Here is a 16,532-nt window from a genome sequence, read left to right on the forward strand (position 1 = left end):
GGTTAAGTGTCCCTCACGCAGGTGTGTGATCGCGAAAGGGGCTGGTGGTCGTGCCAGAGCTGAAGGCTTGGCGGGCCGCGAGACCGCATGTGGTGCGGGTCGCGCGGTCCGTGAGACCGCAACTCGTACGGGCCGTGGAAGCAGTGAAGCCACCGCTCGTACGGGCCGCAGGAGCCGTGAAGCCGCTGGTCACAAGGCCGTCGACCGTGCAGTTCACGGCGGGCTCCGCCACCCTCGGACTCGTCGTGGCGGCCACCGTGGTCACTGCGGCCGGGCCCTGGGACTCCACCGGTCAGCGTACGGCGGAGCGCGAGTGGGCCGCATCGCAGGGGCGCGCAGGTGGCGCAGATCACGGTCATGTGTCCGGTACGTCCGGAAAGGCGCCGGCGCCCGCCCCCAGCGCCGCGTCCGTGCTCACCGGACTCGGCGGCTCCGTCGGCGCCGGCCCGTCCCCCACGGAGAAGGCCCTGGCCGACGTCCTCGGCCCGCTCCTCGGCGACCCCGCGCTCGGCACCGAACGTACGGCCGCCGTCGTCGACCTGGCCACCGGGAAGCGCCTGTACGGCAAGGGCGCGGACGACGCGCTGACCCCGGCGTCCACGACGAAGATCGCCACGGCCGTCGCGGCCCTCATCGCGGCGGGCGCCGACCACCGCATCGCGACCCGTACGGTCCTCGAACCCGACACCGAAGAGGTCGTCCTCGTCGGCGGTGGCGACCCCACGCTGACCGCCCGCAAGGACGCGGAGGGCAACGCGAGCCTGCGCACCCTCGCCGACGACACCGCCCGCGCCCTCAAGGACCGCAAGACCGACGAGGTGACCCTCTCGTACGACACCTCGCTGTACGAGGGCCCCGACGTGCACCCGATCGGGCTCGACAACACCAATGTCGCCCGGGTGACCGCCCTGATGGCCGACGAGGGCCGTCTCGACGACACCTCCAGCGGCACCGCGAAGCGCAGCGAGGACCCGGCGGCCGACGCGGCGAAGAAGTTCGCGGACCTGCTGAAGGACCGCGGCATCAAGACCACGGTCCCCGGCCCCTCCAAGGCGACCGACCGCGCCAAGGCCCTCGCCACGGTGAAGTCCCCGCCCCTGTCCGCCCTGGTCGAACGCATGCTGACCAACAGCGACAACGACATCGCCGAGGCCCTGGCCCGCCAGACGGCCGTCGCCGCGGACGAACCGGCGAGCTTCAAGGGCGGCGGCACGGCCATCCGCAAGCAGCTCAAGAAGCTGGGACTTCCTCTCAAGGGCGCGGAGTTCGCAGACGGCAGCGGCCTGGACCGCGCCGACAAGCTCACCGCGGACCTGCTGACCGCCCTCCTGGCCAAGGCAGCCGACCCGGCTCACCCCGAGCTCCGCGCCGCCCTCACGGGCCTCCCCGTGGCCGGTTTCACCGGCACCCTCAGCACGCGCTACGCCGGCCAGCCCGGCACCGGCCTCGTACGCGCCAAGACGGGCACCCTGACCGGCGTACACACCCTGGCGGGCACGGTCGTGGACACCGACGGCCACCTCCTGGCCTTCGCCTTCCTCACGGCGTCCGACCCACCCACAGAGCCGACGGCAACCCAGAAGGGCCTGGACGCCCTTGCGTCAACGCTGGCGACCTGCGGCTGCAACTGAGAGCGCCTCTGTCGGCAGCCCCTGCGGTCCACTCCCTGCCCCAAGCGGCAGCGCTCACGTACGGTTGACTGCATGACGAGCATCGGTGGTGCGGAGATGGTCGACTGGAATCTCGCGGTGGCGACCGCGACCCGGCTCGTAAGGCCGGGCCCAGAAGTGAGCCGCGACGAGGCCAGGGCCGTCGTCGCCGAGCTGCGCCGGCACGCAAAGGCTTCGGAGGAGCACGTCCGCGGCTTCACGCGGATGGGCGGCGACGACCTCCACGACACTCCCATCCTCGTCGTCGACCGCCCGGGCTGGGTCCGGGCGAACGTCGCCGGGTTCCGGGAACTGCTCAAACCATTGCTCGACAAGATGCAGGAACGTCGCGGCAGCACCCCCGGCGGAGCCGTCCTGGGCGCCGTCGGCGGCAAGGTCACCGGCGTCGAACTGGGCATGCTGCTGTCCTTCCTCTCCTCCCGGGTCCTCGGCCAGTACGAGACCTTCGCCCCGGCCACCCGCGAACTCCCGGCCGGTGAGAACGGCGGCGGACGCCTCCTCCTGGTGGCGCCGAACATCGTGCACGTGGAGCGCGAACTCGACGTACAGCCCCACGACTTCCGGCTCTGGGTCTGCCTCCACGAGGAGACCCACCGCACGCAGTTCACGGCCGTGCCCTGGCTGCGTGACCACCTCGAGGGCGAAATCCAGTCTTTCTTGGGAGAGACCGAGGTCGACCCCATGACCGTCCTGGAGCGCATCCGCGAGGCCGCCCAGTCCCTCGCGGGCGGCCGCCCCGAGGGCGAGGAGGGCGACGACCAGCGCTCCATCGTCGAGATCGTGCAGACCCCCGCCCAGCGCGAGATCCTCGGCCGGCTGACCGCCGTGATGTCCCTCCTGGAGGGACACGCCGACTTCGTGATGGACGGCGTCGGCCCCGCCGTCGTCCCTTCCGTCGCCGAGATCCGCGAGAAGTTCCAGCAGCGACGCGCCCGCGGCGCCTCCCGCCTCGACCTGGCCCTGCGCAAGCTGCTCGGCCTCGACGCCAAACTGCGCCAGTACCGCGACGGGGAGCGATTCGTACGCGCGGTCGTGGACGAGGTCGGCATGGACGGCTTCAACCGGGTGTGGACCTCACCGAACACGCTCCCCACCAAGTCGGAGATCGCCAAACCGGCGGACTGGGTCGCGCGGGTGCACCGTAAGGCAGAGTCGTGAATTGAATCCGGCCGACGGCAGGTGAACGCCCCTCCAATCACCCGTCCGAGGGACCGTGAGCGATGGGTAGGCGTGCAATGCTCGGGGAACGGCCCGGTTCTGTCACCATCTACACACTCTGAGTGACCGACCTCGGGCTCACCCCCGACAATTTCATGAAGGGAACCGGACATGGGTCCCCATCCTGCGGTCGCGGCGATACGCCTGGCGGTCCGCCGCGTGCTCCATGACGTCCTCACCGATCACACGCCCTCCCTCGACGCCAGCTCCGCCCCCTCCGTCTCCCCGGGCACTTCGCACGAGCCGCCGCCCCCGCCGCTCGTGCTCGTCGCGTGCTCCGGCGGCGCCGACTCCATGGCGCTCGCCTCCGCCCTCGCGTTCGAAGCCCCCAAACTCGGCATCCGCGCCGGCGGTGTCACCGTGGACCACGGTCTGCAGCCCGGCTCCGACCTGCGCGCCGCGGAGGTGGTGCTGCGCCTCAACGAACTCGGCCTGGCCCCGGTCGAGTCCGTGGCCGTCACCGTCGGCCGGGACGGCGGGCCCGAGGCCGCCGCCCGTGACGCCCGCTACGGCGCCCTGGACGCCGCCGCCGAGCGCCACGGCGCCGCCGCGGTCCTGCTCGGCCACACCCGCGACGATCAAGCCGAAACCGTCCTGCTCGGCCTGGCCCGCGGCTCCGGCATCCGTTCCCTGTCCGGAATGGCCGCCGTCTCCGGAGGGCCGGGAGCCGCCCGCCGCTACCGCCGCCCCTTCCTGCACCTCGACCGGCAGACCGCCCGGAAGGCCTGCATGGTCCAGTCCCTGCCCGTCTGGGACGACCCCCACAACGCGGATCCGGCGTACACCCGTTCCCGGCTGCGCCACGAGGGGCTGCCCGCCCTGGAGAAGGCGCTCGGCAAGGGCGTCGTCGAGGCACTCGCCCGTACGGCCCAGTTGTCCCGTGACGACGCCGACGCGCTCGACGCGTGGGCGGGCCAGGCCGAGGCCTCCGTGCGCGACGCCACAGGCCTCCTGGAGTGCGCCAAGCTGTACGCCCTGCCCCCCGCCGTGCGCCGCCGCATCCTGCGCCGCGCCGCCATCGAGGCCGGGGCGCCCGCCGGTTCGCTGTTCGCCCGGCACATCGAAGAGATCGACCGGCTGATCACCGGCTGGCGCGGTCAGGGAGCCATCAACCTCCCGGGCAAAGTCGTCGCCCAGCGGCAGGGTGGCAGACTGGTGATTCGGCAAGGCTGAAAAAGGGTTCCCCTTCGGGGAGCGACCCGCCCCGGAGGGCAACCCCTTCGGGGAGCGGCTCCTCTTCGGGGAGGGCCGGGAAGCAGCCGGTGGGACGACCGAAAGTGATGCGGGTGGACGCGAAAGACCTGGGCACCGACCTCAAGTCGGTGCTCATCACCAAGGAAGAGATCGACGCGAAGCTGGGCGAGCTGGCCGCGAAGATCGACGCGGAGTACGCGGGCAAGGACCTGCTGATCGTCGGTGTCCTCAAGGGCGCCGTGATGGTCATGGCGGACCTGGCCCGGGCCCTGTCCACCCCCGTCACGATGGACTGGATGGCGGTGTCCTCGTACGGGGCGGGCACCCAGTCCTCCGGAGTGGTGCGGATCCTCAAGGACCTCGACACCGACATCAAGGGCAAGCACGTCCTCATCGTCGAGGACATCATCGACTCCGGGCTCACACTCTCCTGGCTCATCTCCAACCTCGGCTCCCGCGAGCCCGCGTCCCTCAAGGTGTGCACGCTGCTGCGCAAGCCGGAGGCCGCGAAGGTCGCGATCGACGTGGAGTGGGTCGGCTTCGACATTCCCAACGAGTTCGTCATCGGGTACGGCCTCGACTACGCGGAGAAGTACCGGAACCTGCCGTTCGTCGGTACGCTCGCGCCTCACGTCTACGGCGGTTGAGGCACCCTGGTGGGACGGCGTCCCACTGAGGGGGGTCCAACCCCTGTAGGACGTCCGGGAACCCCAGCGGGTTTCGCGCCGTTGGAGCATGCGTAGACGGGTTTGTCAGCCGGACCGCGCAGCTTCGGGTGACAATGCTGAGGTACCGTCCGAAGAACAGTCTTATCAAACTCACTATGGCAGGAGGGACGGGGCGGCACCGCTCCGTATGGATGGACGTGAAGCGATACTTCCGTGGGCCGGTCATGTGGATCGTGCTGGCCGTCCTTGCCGTGGTCGTGTTGATGCAGGTCGTCGGCTCGTCCGGTGGCTACAAGACGGTGGACACAGGCCAGGTCGTCCAGGCGATCAATGACAACAAGGTCCAGCAGGCCAAGCTCACCACCGGCGACGAGCAGGTCGTAAAGATCGAGCTCAAGGACGGTACAAAGGTCGAGGGCAGCTCGAAGATCCAGGCGAGCTACATCGGCGACCAGGGCGTGGCCCTGGCCACCACCCTCCAGGACAAGTACCAGAACAAGCAGATTCCGGACGGCTACACGGTCTCGCCGACCAAGCAGAACGCTTTCGTCGGCATCCTGCTGTCCCTGCTCCCCTTCGTCCTCATCGTCGTTGTCTTCCTGTTCCTGATGAATCAGATGCAGGGCGGCGGCTCCCGGGTCATGAACTTCGGGAAGTCCAAGGCGAAGCTCATCACCAAGGACACCCCGAAGACGACGTTCGCCGATGTGGCGGGCTCGGACGAGGCGGTCGAGGAGCTCCACGAGATCAAGGAGTTCCTCCAGGAGCCGGCGAAGTTCCAGGCCGTCGGGGCGAAGATCCCCAAGGGTGTGCTCCTGTACGGGCCTCCCGGTACGGGCAAGACGCTGCTCGCGCGTGCTGTCGCGGGTGAGGCGGGCGTCCCGTTCTACTCGATCTCCGGGTCCGACTTCGTCGAGATGTTCGTCGGTGTCGGTGCCTCCCGGGTCCGTGACCTCTTCGAGCAGGCCAAGGCGAACGCCCCGGCGATCGTCTTCGTCGACGAGATCGACGCGGTCGGCCGCCATCGCGGCGCCGGCCTCGGCGGCGGTCACGACGAGCGCGAGCAGACGCTGAACCAGCTGCTCGTCGAGATGGACGGCTTCGACGTCAAGGGCGGTGTGATTCTCATCGCCGCCACGAACCGTCCGGACATCCTCGACCCGGCCCTCCTGCGCCCCGGCCGGTTCGACCGCCAGATCGCGGTCGACCGCCCGGACATGCAGGGCCGTCTGGAGATCCTCAAGGTCCACCAGAAGGGCAAGCCGGTCGCTCCGGACGTCGACCTGGGCGCGGTTGCCCGGCGTACGCCCGGCTTCACGGGCGCGGACCTGTCGAACGTGCTGAACGAAGCCGCGCTGCTCACCGCACGCAGCAACCTGAAGCTCATCGACAACAACATGCTCGACGAGGCGATCGACCGTGTGGTCGCGGGCCCGCAGAAGCGGACCCGGATCATGTCGGACAAGGAGAAGAAGATCACCGCGTACCACGAGGGCGGACACGCCCTGGTCGCGGCGGCGTCTCCGAACTCCGACCCGGTCCACAAGATCACGATCCTCTCCAGAGGCCGTGCTCTCGGCTACACGATGGTCCTGCCCGACGAGGACAAGTACTCCACGACCCGCAACGAGATGCTCGACCAGCTGGCATACATGCTGGGCGGGCGCGCGGCCGAGGAGCTCGTCTTCCACGACCCGACCACGGGTGCCGCGAACGACATCGAGAAGGCCACCGCCACGGCCCGCGCGATGGTCACGCAGTACGGCATGACCGAGCGTCTCGGCGCGATCAAGTTCGGCGGCGACAACACCGAGCCCTTCCTGGGCCGGGAGATGTCGCACCCGCGCGACTACTCGGAAGAGGTCGCCGCGCTCGTCGACGAAGAGGTCAAGAAGCTCATCGAGAACGCGCACAACGAGGCCTGGGAAATCCTGGTCGAGAACCGCGACGTGCTCGATGCGCTGGTCCTCCAGCTGCTGGAGAAGGAGACGCTGAGCAAGGAGCAGATCGCCGAGGTCTTCGCTCCCCTCGTCAAGCGTCCGGCCCGCCCCGCGTGGACCGGTTCCTCCCGGCGCACGCCGTCCACCCGCCCGCCGGTGCTCTCCCCCAGGGAGCTGTCACTGACGAACGGGACGAACGGCGCGAGCCCCGCGATCACCGCGAGCACCAGTGCCTCCACCGAGGCGCTCCCGGTGACCGAGTCGGCCCCTGAGGACCGTTCCGAGAGCTGATCCAGGCTCGGGTGCGATACACCTCACCAGGTCCGGAACGAATGCCGCGCCCCCCAGGTCTTAGCCTGGGGGGCGCGGCATCGTTGTATGCCCGAACATGAGACGCGTGATCCGTACGCGTCACAGGCTCAGGAACGAGGCACGAGATGACCGATCCCGTGACGCTGGACGGCGAGGGCACAATCGGCGAATTCGACGAGAAGCGCGCCGAGAACGCCGTACGAGAGCTGCTGATCGCGGTCGGTGAGGACCCGGACCGTGAGGGGCTGCGGGAGACGCCGGGGCGGGTGGCCCGGGCGTACAAGGAGATCTTCGCGGGGCTGTGGCAGACGCCCGAGGACGTCCTGACGACGACGTTCGATCTCGGCCACGACGAGATGATCCTGGTGAAGGACATCGAGGTGTTCTCGACCTGCGAGCACCATCTGGTTCCGTTCAGGGGCGTCGCGCACGTCGGGTACATCCCGAGCACGAACGGCAAGATCACGGGGCTGTCGAAGCTGGCGCGGCTCGTGGACGTCTACGCCCGGCGGCCACAGGTGCAGGAACGGCTCACCACGCAGATCGCCGAGTCGCTGATGCAGATCCTGGAGCCGCGTGGCGTGATCGTGGTGGTCGAGTGCGAGCACATGTGCATGTCGATGCGGGGGATTCGCAAGCCGGGGGCGAAGACCATAACGTCGGCCGTTCGGGGGCAGCTGCGGGATGCTGCGACCCGTAACGAGGCGATGAGCCTCATCATGGCTCGCTGAGCGCGGCGGGTCGCTTCGCGGGACGTTTTCCCTCACCGGAACGCTTCGCGGTACGTGCGGGTTCGTTGTGGCTGGGCGCGCAGTTCCCCGCGCCCCTGGACCTACGGGGCTGCGCCCCGTTACGTCGCTCGGGCCGTGCCGCCGTTCGTGTCGTCGTCCTCCGGGAGCTTGCAGACGCGCTCCAGGAAGAAGGCGGCCGCTACGACGGCGATGCCCGCGAGGACGGAGAAGCCGGCGTAGACGGCCTGGTCGCGGCGGGCGGGGATGTCGAGGGACTCCAGGAGGAAGACGCCCGTGCCGCCGTACATACCGGCGACGAGGGCGGCCACGAGGGCACTGGCCTGGCCGAAAACGACCGCTCGGGCCGCCATCATGGGGTCGACGCCCTTCGCGTCGGGGCGGCGCTCGCGCTGGGCCTTGAGACGGGCCCGTAGGGAGAGCGCCGTGGCCAGGAGCACGACGGCGATCAGAGCGAGGACGATGGGGGCGGCCAGCGGGACCCGGGGGAGTGTCCCGACCGAGTTCCACAGGCGGGCACCCGCCCAGGACAGCAACCCGGCGACGAAGAACACCGCGGCCAGCGTCCTGATGCGCAGCTCTTTCACATTGCCCCTTCGATCGACCCGCCTGTGTGCGTCTCGACCTTAACGACTACTCGGGCAGCTGGAGTTCCAGGTCGGCGCGGGGCGCCACACCTTCCCTGGGGACGTCGGCGAGCAGGTGCGCCACGGGGCCGCGGCCGGGGAACTGGGCCTCGGGCTCCACGTCGTACCAGGGGGCCAGGACGAAGGCGCGCTCGTGGGCCCGGGGGTGCGGGAGGGTCAGCACCGGGTCGTCCGAGACCAGGTCCGCGTACGCCACGATGTCCACGTCGATCGTGCGGGGCCCCCAGCGCTCGTCCCGGACGCGGTGGAAGGCCTCCTCGACCGCGTGGGCCCGCTCCAGGAGCGAGGAGGGCGGGAGGGTCGTCTTCAGCACGATCACCGCGTTGAAGTACGTCGGCTGGCTGCCTGGGTCCACGCCCCACGGCTCCGTCTCGTACACCGGAGAGACCGCCTTGATGCGGACGCCCGGGGTGTCCTCCAGGGCGTCGATGGCGCCCTGGAGGGTCTCCAGACGGTTGCCGAGGTTCGAGCCGAGGGAGAGCACGGCGCGCCTGGGGTTCTGCAGGGTCGTGTCGGCGGCGTCCACGCGCTCCACCACGGAGGCGGGCACCGGCTGGACGGTCGGGTCGCTCTGGCCCTCGGTGAACGCGGTCATGCTCGGCTCCGGGTGATGGTGACGGTCACGTCGTCGAAGGGGACCGTGATCGGGGCGTCCGGCTTGTGGACGCACACCTCGATCTCCTGGACCCCCTCGTGCTTGAGGCACGTCTGTGCGATGCGCTCGGCGAGGGTCTCGATGAGGTTCACCGGCTCGCCCTCGACGACGGCCACGACCTCCTCCGCCACGATGCCGTAGTGCACGGTCTTCGTGAGGTCGTCGTCGGCCGCGGCAGGCCGGGTGTCCAGGCCGATCGTGAGGTCCACGATGAAGGTCTGGCCCTCTTCGCGTTCCTTGGGAAAGACACCGTGGTGCCCGCGGGCCCTGAGGCCGCGCAGCGCGACACGATCCACGCGAATCACTCCTGCAATCGTCGGTAACGGCGGGCTCTCCCGAGTGCGGTCGGCAACACCGGCCTCATTCGAATCTACCTGCGAGCACTGACAGCGCTCGCCCACAGGGGGCTCGCCCCGCCCGGGGGCAACAAGGGTTCATCGAGTGTTCTCTTTGGGGGCGTGCGGCGGCTCACGGGCTGGTAGCCGCCCCTACCCCGGGGCCGGTGATCTCAACCTCTGCTTGGCCCCTACCCACTCAAGTGGGCGACTCGTCCTCTTCTTCCTCGCCGGATTCGGCCAGTACGGGAGAAGCGTGGTGCGACCAGAGTTTCCAGCCCTCGGGTGTGCGGCGGAACACATTCGTGGCGACGACGAGCTGGCCCACGAGGGGCCCGAGTTCGTCGCTGTCCTCGGGGGACGGGCCGCCGCTGAGGATGTTCTCCGTACAGGTCACCAGGGCGGTGTCACCGGTGACCGAAACGTGCACGTCGGTCAGGAAGAACTGGATGTACTCGGTGTTCGCCATGATCAGCGCGTACGACCTCAGGACCTCGCCCCGGCCGTTGAGGACCGGCCAGCCGGGGTGGACGCAGGAGACCTCGCCGGCCTGCGCGGGGTCGTGGTACTCCTCGTCGTGGCCCAGGTCGGACGGGGTCAGCCAGATCGACGACAGCACCTCGAAGTCACCCCGCTCCATCGCCTCGTAGAAGGCGGTGTTGGCGAGTTCGACCTGCTCGACGTCCGTGTGGGGGGCGCTCACCGGTCTCCCTCTGCGATCCGGGCGCCCTCCACGGCCCGGGCGACCCGGACGGCGTCGGCGGTGGCCCGAACCTCGTGGACCCGGACGGCCCACGCGCCCTGATGTGCCGCGAGCGCGGAGACGGCCGCGGTGGCGGCGTCCCGCTCCCGGGCGGGCGGCGGGGCGCCTTCGGGGCCCGCCAGAACGCGGCCCAGGAACCGCTTGCGGGAGGCGGCCACCAGCACGGGGTGCCCGAGCTCCCGGAGACGGTCGAGGTGGGCGAGGAGGATCAGGTCGTGCTCGGCCTCCTTGGAGAAGCCGAGGCCCGGGTCGACGACTATGCGGTCCGCGGCGACACCGCCCGCCAGAACGGCCTCCACGCGCGCGTGGAGCTCGTCGACGACTTCGGAGACGACGTCCACGTACGACCCTCGTACGGTGCTGCCCTGGAGGAAGCCGCGCCAGTGCATGACCACGAACGGGGCGCCCGCGGCGGCGACGGCCGGGATCATCGCCGGGTCGGCGAGGCCGCCGCTGACGTCGTTGACGAGGACGGCGCCCGCGGCGAGCGAGCGCTCGGCCACGGAGGCGCGCATCGTGTCGACCGAGACGGTGACGCCCTCCGAGGCGAGGCCGCGGACGACCGGGATGACGCGCTTGAGCTCCTCCGCCTCGTCGACACGCGCGGCGCCGGGGCGGGTGGACTCGCCGCCCACGTCGACCAGGTCCGCGCCTTCCGCGACCAGGTCGAGGCCGTGCTTGACGGCGGCGGTCGTGTCGAACCAGTGGCCGCCGTCCGAGAAGGAATCGGGGGTCACGTTCACGACGCCCATGACCGCGCAGCGGTCCCATTCCGGGAGGCCCGCGACTTGGCTGCGCCCGCTCCTTTTGCTCATGACCTCAAGCCTAGGCCCCCGGAGGCGAGCGGTTGGTCGCCCTGGGTGGGAGGGGGTGATCCCGCAGGTTCCGTTTTCGGGCGCGGGTTGTGGTGGGCCGGTCGCGCCCACGATGGGGGTCCCCCCGCTCGAGCGAAGCCGAGAGTGGGGGAGGAGCCGCACATGTCACAGCCCCGCACCCCTGAGGGGGCACAGCGAACCGACCGCCGCGCGGCGCGGGGGTGGGCGTCGCGTGGCGGTCGGGGTCTGAGGTGGGGACGGGGATGCGGGGGCGGTTACGCCGCTCGTACGTCTCGTTCCGTCACGGCGTGGGCGCAGGGGCGCGGAGCCGGGGCGCGGCGGCGCAGGAGGCGGGGGAGGGCGAGGTTCACGAAGCCCTCGGCCTGCATGGCGGCGAAGCCGATGCGGGGGAGGTCGCGGGAGGAGCGGTAGACGACGAAACGGGGCTCCCAGTAGGGGCGGAACTTCGCGTTGAACTTGTACAGCGACTCGATCTGGAACCAGCGGGAGAGAAACACCAGCAGCCCGCGCCAGGCCCGCAGGACGGGGCCCGCGCCGATCTTCTCGCCGCGGGCCAGGGCCGAGCGGAACATCGCGAAGTTCAGGGAGACACGGGCGACGCCCAGGCGGGGGGCCGCCTGGAGGGCCGCCACGATGAGGAGCTCGTTCATGCCGGGGTCCGCCGAGCGGTCGCGGCGCATGAGGTCCAGGGAGACCCCGTCCGTGCCCCAGGGGACGAAGTGGAGTACGGCCTTCAGATCCCCGTACGGGCCCGGAACGGTGTCTTCCTTGTGGGCCGTCGCGATGAGACAGTCGCCGTCCTCCGGGTCGCCGATGCGGCCGAGCGCCATGGAGAAGCCGCGCTCGGTGTCCGTGCCGCGCCAGGCCTCCGCGGCGCGCCGGATCCGGTCCAGCTCGCCCTCGCTGAGGTCACGGATGCGCCGTACGCGGGTCTCGTAACCGGCTCGCTCGATGCGCTTCACCATCTGGCGTACGTTCCGCATCGCGCGTCCGGCCAGGGAGAAATCCGCGACCTTCACCACCGCCTCGTCGCCCAGTTCGAGGGCGTCCAGGCCGGTCTCGCGGGTCCAGACCTCGCCGCCCGTCTCGGAGCAGCCCATGACGGCGGGCGTCCAGGAGTGGGCCTTCGCCTCGTCCATGAAGCGTTCGATCGCGCCGGGCCAGGCCTCGACGTCGCCGATCGGGTCGCCGCTGGCGAGCATCACCCCGGAGACGACGCGGTACGTCACCGCCGCCTTGCCGCTCGGCGAGAAGACGACCGCCTTGTCGCGGCGGAGCGCGAAGTGGCCGAGCGAGTCGCGGCCCCCGTGCTTGTCCAGGAGGGCGCGCAGCCGGGTCTCGTCGTCCTCCGTCAGGCGCGCGGCCGGGTGTTCGGGGCGGAAGGCCAGGTAGATGGTGGTCACGGCGGTCAGCAGGCCGAGCGCGCCGAGGGAGAAGGCCACCGTCCAGGACGTGGTGCCCTGGTAGTCGACCGGCCCCTCGAAGCCGAACAGGCCGTACAGCACATGGCTGATGCGGTCCGCGAGGCTCGGATTGCCGACCATCCGGTTGGGGTGGACGCTGACGATGACCAGGCCGAGCAGGAGTGAACCCGTGCCCATGAGGACGAAGTTGGCGAGGGCCCGCCAGCGGCTGCGCGGGTCGGGCAGCGCCTTGAACTCACTGCGGTGGCGCAGCAGCGGGGCGAGCAGCGCCAGCGAGATGAGGACCCCGATGAGCGAGTGCCGGTAGGTGAACTGGGCCAGGGCACCGAGCGGGAGCAGGATCACGGCGGCCCGCCACGCCCGACGCTTGCGTCGGCGCAGACCGTGGGCGAGGAGCAGCAGCAGGACGCCCGCGCTGAGGGACAGGGCGGCCGCGAACGGACCGAACGCGCCCGGCAGCACCTCGGCGAGCGTGTGCATACGGCTGTTGCGGAAGCGCGGGAAGACACCCGCCGCGATGTCCAGAAGCCCTACGAGCGTGCAGGCCCTGGCGACCAGGGCGGGAACGGCCTCGGGGCGCGGACCGCGGAGTACGCCCCGCAGTCGGCCCGTTCGAGCCGGAACCTCGCCCGACATTTCCCCATCTATCCTGACAGACATCGCATCCCGTAGTTCCGCGAGAGACCTTGAATCCGGTGCCAATCCGGCATCCGGCGACATTGCGCCCTCTAGGACGGTGTCTTGGGGAGACAGGTTCACTCCCCATCGGAAAACCGTTTCAAAGGGCAAGGAAAGACCGGGGCAAGGCGCCGTGAAGGAAGCGGCGCCGGTCACCGGCCGGAAAGCGCAGGCAGGAACAGCCCATGGGTCTCACGAGCAACAAGGTGCTGGCATTCGCGGTCCTCTTCGCGGTGCTGCTGTTCGTCGGCACGGTGTGGTGGTGGCCGCGGCTCGCGCGTCGCAACTGGCGTGCCGTGTCGGGGCGGATCGGCCTCCTGCTGGCCACCCAGGTCGCGATCTTCGCGTCGATCGGCCTCGGCGCCAACCAGGCTTTCGGGTTCTACGCCAGCTGGGCCGACCTGTTCGGTCAGGAGTCGGGCCAGGGCATCGTGGTCGACCATGACGCCGCGGGCACGAACGGCCCGCTCCAGGTGGTCGACACACGACAGGTGAACGTCTCCGGCGGGACGCGGCCGCAGATCGGCGGGCAGATCCAGAAGGTCGACATCGTGGGCCGGCGGACCCATATCGCGTCTCCCGCGTACGTCTATCTGCCGCCGGAGTACTTCCAGCCGCAGTACCGCACGCGTACGTTCCCGGCGACTGTCGTACTGACCGGCTATCCGGGTACCGCCGAGGCGCTCATCAAGGGTCTGCACTATCCGCAGACCGCCCACCGGCTGGCGAAGAACGGCACGATGCAGCCGATGATCCTGGTCATGATGCGGCCGACCGTCGCGCCGCCGCGCGACACGGAATGCGTGGACGTTCCCGGCGGCCCGAAGACCGAGTCGTTCTTCGCCAAGGACCTGCCCGACGCGGTATCGCACCACTACAGGGTGGGCAAAAAGCCCGGGAGCTGGGGAATCGTCGGCGATTCAACGGGCGGTTACTGCGCGCTGAAGCTCGCGATCCACCACCCGGAGACATACGCCGCCGGGGCGGGCCTTTCCCCCTACTACAGGGCGCCGAGCGACCCCACGACGGGCGATCTCTTCCATGGGAACGAGGAGTTGAAGAACCGCGCCGACCTGATGTGGTACCTGAAGCACAAGCCCGCGCCCGACACCTCACTGCTCGTCAGCAGCAGCAGGAACGGCGAGAGCAACTACCAGGAGACGCTGCGGTTCATCGACCTGGTGCAGGCGAAGAAGCCGACCCGGATCTCGTCGATCATCCTCGACAGCGGAGGACACAACTTCAACACCTGGCGGCGCGAGATCCCGGCGACCCTGCAGTGGATCAGTGGACGGCTGAGCGACCGATGAGTGACCGATGAGCGACCGCTGACGGTCTTTTCCCGGTCGACGTTCTTTCCCACTCGGAATTCCGTAATCCGCAGGAGAAGGGTCGATTCGGGAGAAGCGGCGATCAAGAAACAGCGGCCGCGCAGTGGCAGTTGGGGCGGCCGATGAGGGACCGAAGTCGTGGCCGTCGAGTGGCCGGTGCGGAGATTGCCCGGTGATGGTGCGGTGAGAAGGTCTCGGTGTGGCTGTGTTTTTGCCCCGCGGGGCACCACGATTCGCCTACGCGCGGTAAGTTTCTGGCCATGCCACGAGGACGTCACCGCCATTCCCCACCTCTGCACCGGCTGTTGCCCCCCTCGGCGATCGCAGGCGTCTCCGCCGTCTGCGCCGCGGGGCCATGGCTGTTCTCCGAAACGTTGGTGCTCCGAGGGCTGGCCGCGGGTGCCGCGGCCACGGCTGTCGCGGGCGCGGTCGTCATGCGCCGCTGGGACGCGGCGGCGGGCAAACGGGTCGCGGACCTCACGCGCGCGCGGGCGAGCGACGAGTGGCGTCACGAGGAGCGGGCCGCCGAACTCGAGACCGACCTCGACGAGTCGCGCGAGCTGCGCACCAAGCTGGAGCAGCGGCTCCGCGCGAAGCGCGCCGAGTTGCAGGGGCTGCGCAACGAACACGCCGCTCTGCTGCGGCGGTACGCCACGGCGGAGACCGAGCGTGCCACCGCGCTGGAGGGCCGTCGGCTCCTTGAGATAGAGGCGACGGCTCCGGCCCGGGTGGCGTTGCCCGCCGCGGGCTCGATACCGCCGGAGGGCGAGGGGACGGCATCCGCCTCCGCCCAGGACGCGGTTCCGGAGGCGACCGCGGCGACGGTCCAGGCCGCCCTCGCGGCGTCCGCGGCGGCCTCGGTCCTCTACGTGAAGGCCAACGCGGCGCTGGACCGGCTCGCGAAGGGCGCGGTCGTCGATGCGGCCGATGTGCCCGATGCCGCCGGTGCGGCCGAAGGCGCGGGCTCGGTGGACGACTCCGCGGAGGACGTGTCCGAGGACGGCGCGCCTGCTGAGGACGTGACGGTGGAGGACGGTTCGGCGACGGCCGACTCCACGACGGCCGACTCCACGACGGATTCGGCGACGGACGACTCCTCTGCGGCCGAGACCGAGGCCGACACCAAGGTCGAGACCGAGGCCGAGGACACCGCCCCCGAGGCGGTCGATTCAGCTGCCGATTCCGATTCCGCCTCCGTCGAGGGTGGTTCGGCCCAGGAGGACGTGGCCACGGGCGGCTCCGCTCCGAGCGCCTCCGCGAAGGGCGGTCCGGTCAAGCGGGCCACCACGAAGGGCGGCGGCCCCAAGGGCTCGCCCTCGCCGGGAGGCCCCGGCAAGCGGGCGCCCCGGCCGAACGGTTCCCCGAACGGCTCCGCCAAGGGCGCGTCCGCGGCCGGCAGCACCGTGACGGGTGCCCCCGCCAAGGGCGACGCCGGGCAGGAGGGCGAGGCGCGGGGGAAGTCCGAGGCGGTCGGCGGTCATGAGCGCACGGCCGCCGCGACCGCACCGATATCCGCGAGGCCCGCGAAGGCCACGCAACCCGCGGAGACCGTACGGCCGCATGCGCAGGCCACCGCGACCGACGTGAGCCCGCAGCGGTCCGCGGCGATCGACGTGACGCCCCTTCAGTCCACGGCGACCCGCACGGCGCCCGCCCCCGAGCCGTCGACGGGCACCGCCCTCGCGCGGCCCACCCCGTCCGAAGTGGCCCGTGTGCGGCGGCGTCCCGAGACCGGGGCGACGACCCACTCCCCGACGAGCGCGGCCGCTCTCACCCCCGCCGCGCGGCCCTCGCAGCCCTCCGGGCACTTCACCGTGCCCACGGCCGTCGCGGTCGCGCCGGCCTCGCCCGCGCGACGCCCCTCCGTGGAGGGCGGGTTCGACTTCTTCGGTACGCAGAAGGGCGAGGAAGCGCTGGAGGCCGTACAGAACGAGGACCTCGCCGACGTGGTCGGCCAGGAGGCGCTCGCGCTCCACAAGGCCGAGTCCGAGTCCGAGTTCAAGCCCGTGAGCGAGGAGTCGCGCGGAGTCGGCCAAGTCATCGACCTGACCGCGCACGACGAGACGGAACAGATCGATCTGGTGGAACTGCGCAGCGCGGTTTCGTAGAACC

Annotated in this window: 14 protein-coding genes; 8 read left to right on the forward strand and 6 right to left on the reverse strand. The window is 70.5% G+C overall.

Annotation, left to right across the window (positions count from 1 at the left end; genetic code table 11):
• Positions 1–44: 44 nt before the first annotated feature.
• From dacB to folE, 6 genes are all read left to right on the forward strand, one after another.
• Positions 45–1,631 carry a D-alanyl-D-alanine carboxypeptidase/D-alanyl-D-alanine endopeptidase gene (gene dacB / locus QF035_RS29355; protein ID WP_307523531.1) on the forward strand — a complete coding sequence of 529 codons (1,587 nt, stop codon included), beginning with the start codon at positions 45–47 and terminating at the stop codon, positions 1,629–1,631.
• A 72-nt stretch (positions 1,632–1,703) separates the two neighbouring features.
• Positions 1,704–2,828 carry a zinc-dependent metalloprotease gene (locus tag QF035_RS29360; protein WP_200397454.1) on the forward strand — a complete coding sequence of 375 codons (1,125 nt, stop codon included), beginning with the start codon at positions 1,704–1,706 and terminating at the stop codon, positions 2,826–2,828.
• Positions 2,829–2,999: 171 nt separating this feature from the next.
• Positions 3,000–4,061 (forward strand): tRNA lysidine(34) synthetase TilS, encoded by a 1,062-nt coding sequence (tilS, locus tag QF035_RS29365; protein WP_307523532.1) that lies wholly within the window; start codon positions 3,000–3,002, stop codon positions 4,059–4,061.
• A 107-nt stretch (positions 4,062–4,168) separates the two neighbouring features.
• Complete coding sequence (hpt, locus tag QF035_RS29370; protein ID WP_143640508.1) at positions 4,169–4,729, forward strand: hypoxanthine phosphoribosyltransferase; 561 nt, start codon at positions 4,169–4,171, stop codon at positions 4,727–4,729.
• A 212-nt stretch (positions 4,730–4,941) separates the two neighbouring features.
• Positions 4,942–6,981 (forward strand): ATP-dependent zinc metalloprotease FtsH, encoded by a 2,040-nt coding sequence (gene ftsH, locus QF035_RS29375; RefSeq protein WP_307531511.1) that lies wholly within the window; start codon positions 4,942–4,944, stop codon positions 6,979–6,981.
• A 146-nt stretch (positions 6,982–7,127) separates the two neighbouring features.
• Entirely contained in the window at positions 7,128–7,733 is a 606-nt protein-coding gene (gene folE, locus QF035_RS29380) for a GTP cyclohydrolase I FolE (protein ID WP_307523533.1), read from the forward strand.
• 119 nt (positions 7,734–7,852) lie between these two features.
• Here folE and QF035_RS29385 read toward each other — a convergent pair whose 3' ends face one another.
• The 6 genes from QF035_RS29385 to QF035_RS29410 form a co-directional block, all read right to left on the reverse strand.
• Entirely contained in the window at positions 7,853–8,338 is a 486-nt protein-coding gene (locus tag QF035_RS29385; RefSeq protein ID WP_307523534.1) for a DUF3180 domain-containing protein, read from the reverse strand.
• A 46-nt stretch (positions 8,339–8,384) separates the two neighbouring features.
• The gene (folK, locus tag QF035_RS29390; RefSeq protein ID WP_307523535.1) at positions 8,385–8,993 is read right to left on the reverse strand and encodes a 2-amino-4-hydroxy-6-hydroxymethyldihydropteridine diphosphokinase; all 609 of its coding nucleotides are present in this window, start codon (positions 8,991–8,993) and stop codon (positions 8,385–8,387) included.
• Positions 8,990–9,349 carry a dihydroneopterin aldolase gene (gene folB, locus QF035_RS29395; protein ID WP_307523536.1) on the reverse strand — a complete coding sequence of 120 codons (360 nt, stop codon included), beginning with the start codon at positions 9,347–9,349 and terminating at the stop codon, positions 8,990–8,992. The genes folK and folB overlap by 4 nt, the downstream gene beginning before the upstream one ends.
• Before the next feature lie 238 nt (positions 9,350–9,587).
• Positions 9,588–10,091, reverse strand: a complete 504-nt coding sequence (locus QF035_RS29400; RefSeq protein WP_307523537.1) for a nuclear transport factor 2 family protein — start codon at positions 10,089–10,091, stop codon at positions 9,588–9,590.
• A complete protein-coding gene (folP, locus tag QF035_RS29405) occupies positions 10,088–10,966 on the reverse strand; it encodes a dihydropteroate synthase (protein WP_307523538.1) in 879 nt (292 codons plus the stop codon). Before folP ends, QF035_RS29400 begins: the two co-directional genes overlap by 4 nt.
• Positions 10,967–11,241: 275 nt before the next feature.
• Positions 11,242–13,047 carry a phosphatidylglycerol lysyltransferase domain-containing protein gene (locus QF035_RS29410; RefSeq protein ID WP_307523539.1) on the reverse strand — a complete coding sequence of 602 codons (1,806 nt, stop codon included), beginning with the start codon at positions 13,045–13,047 and terminating at the stop codon, positions 11,242–11,244.
• A gap of 227 nt (positions 13,048–13,274) precedes the next feature.
• On the opposite strand from QF035_RS29410, the gene QF035_RS29415 reads away from it, so the two are divergent.
• Both QF035_RS29415 and QF035_RS29420 read left to right on the forward strand, forming a co-directional pair.
• A complete protein-coding gene (locus tag QF035_RS29415) occupies positions 13,275–14,399 on the forward strand; it encodes an alpha/beta hydrolase (RefSeq protein WP_269654711.1) in 1,125 nt (374 codons plus the stop codon).
• 281 nt (positions 14,400–14,680) lie between these two features.
• Positions 14,681–16,528, forward strand: a complete 1,848-nt coding sequence (locus QF035_RS29420; RefSeq protein ID WP_307523540.1) for a hypothetical protein — start codon at positions 14,681–14,683, stop codon at positions 16,526–16,528.
• Positions 16,529–16,532: the final 4 nt, after the last annotated feature.

The sequence above is a fragment of the Streptomyces umbrinus genome (assembly GCF_030817415.1).
Taxonomy (GTDB): domain Bacteria; phylum Actinomycetota; class Actinomycetes; order Streptomycetales; family Streptomycetaceae; genus Streptomyces; species Streptomyces umbrinus_A.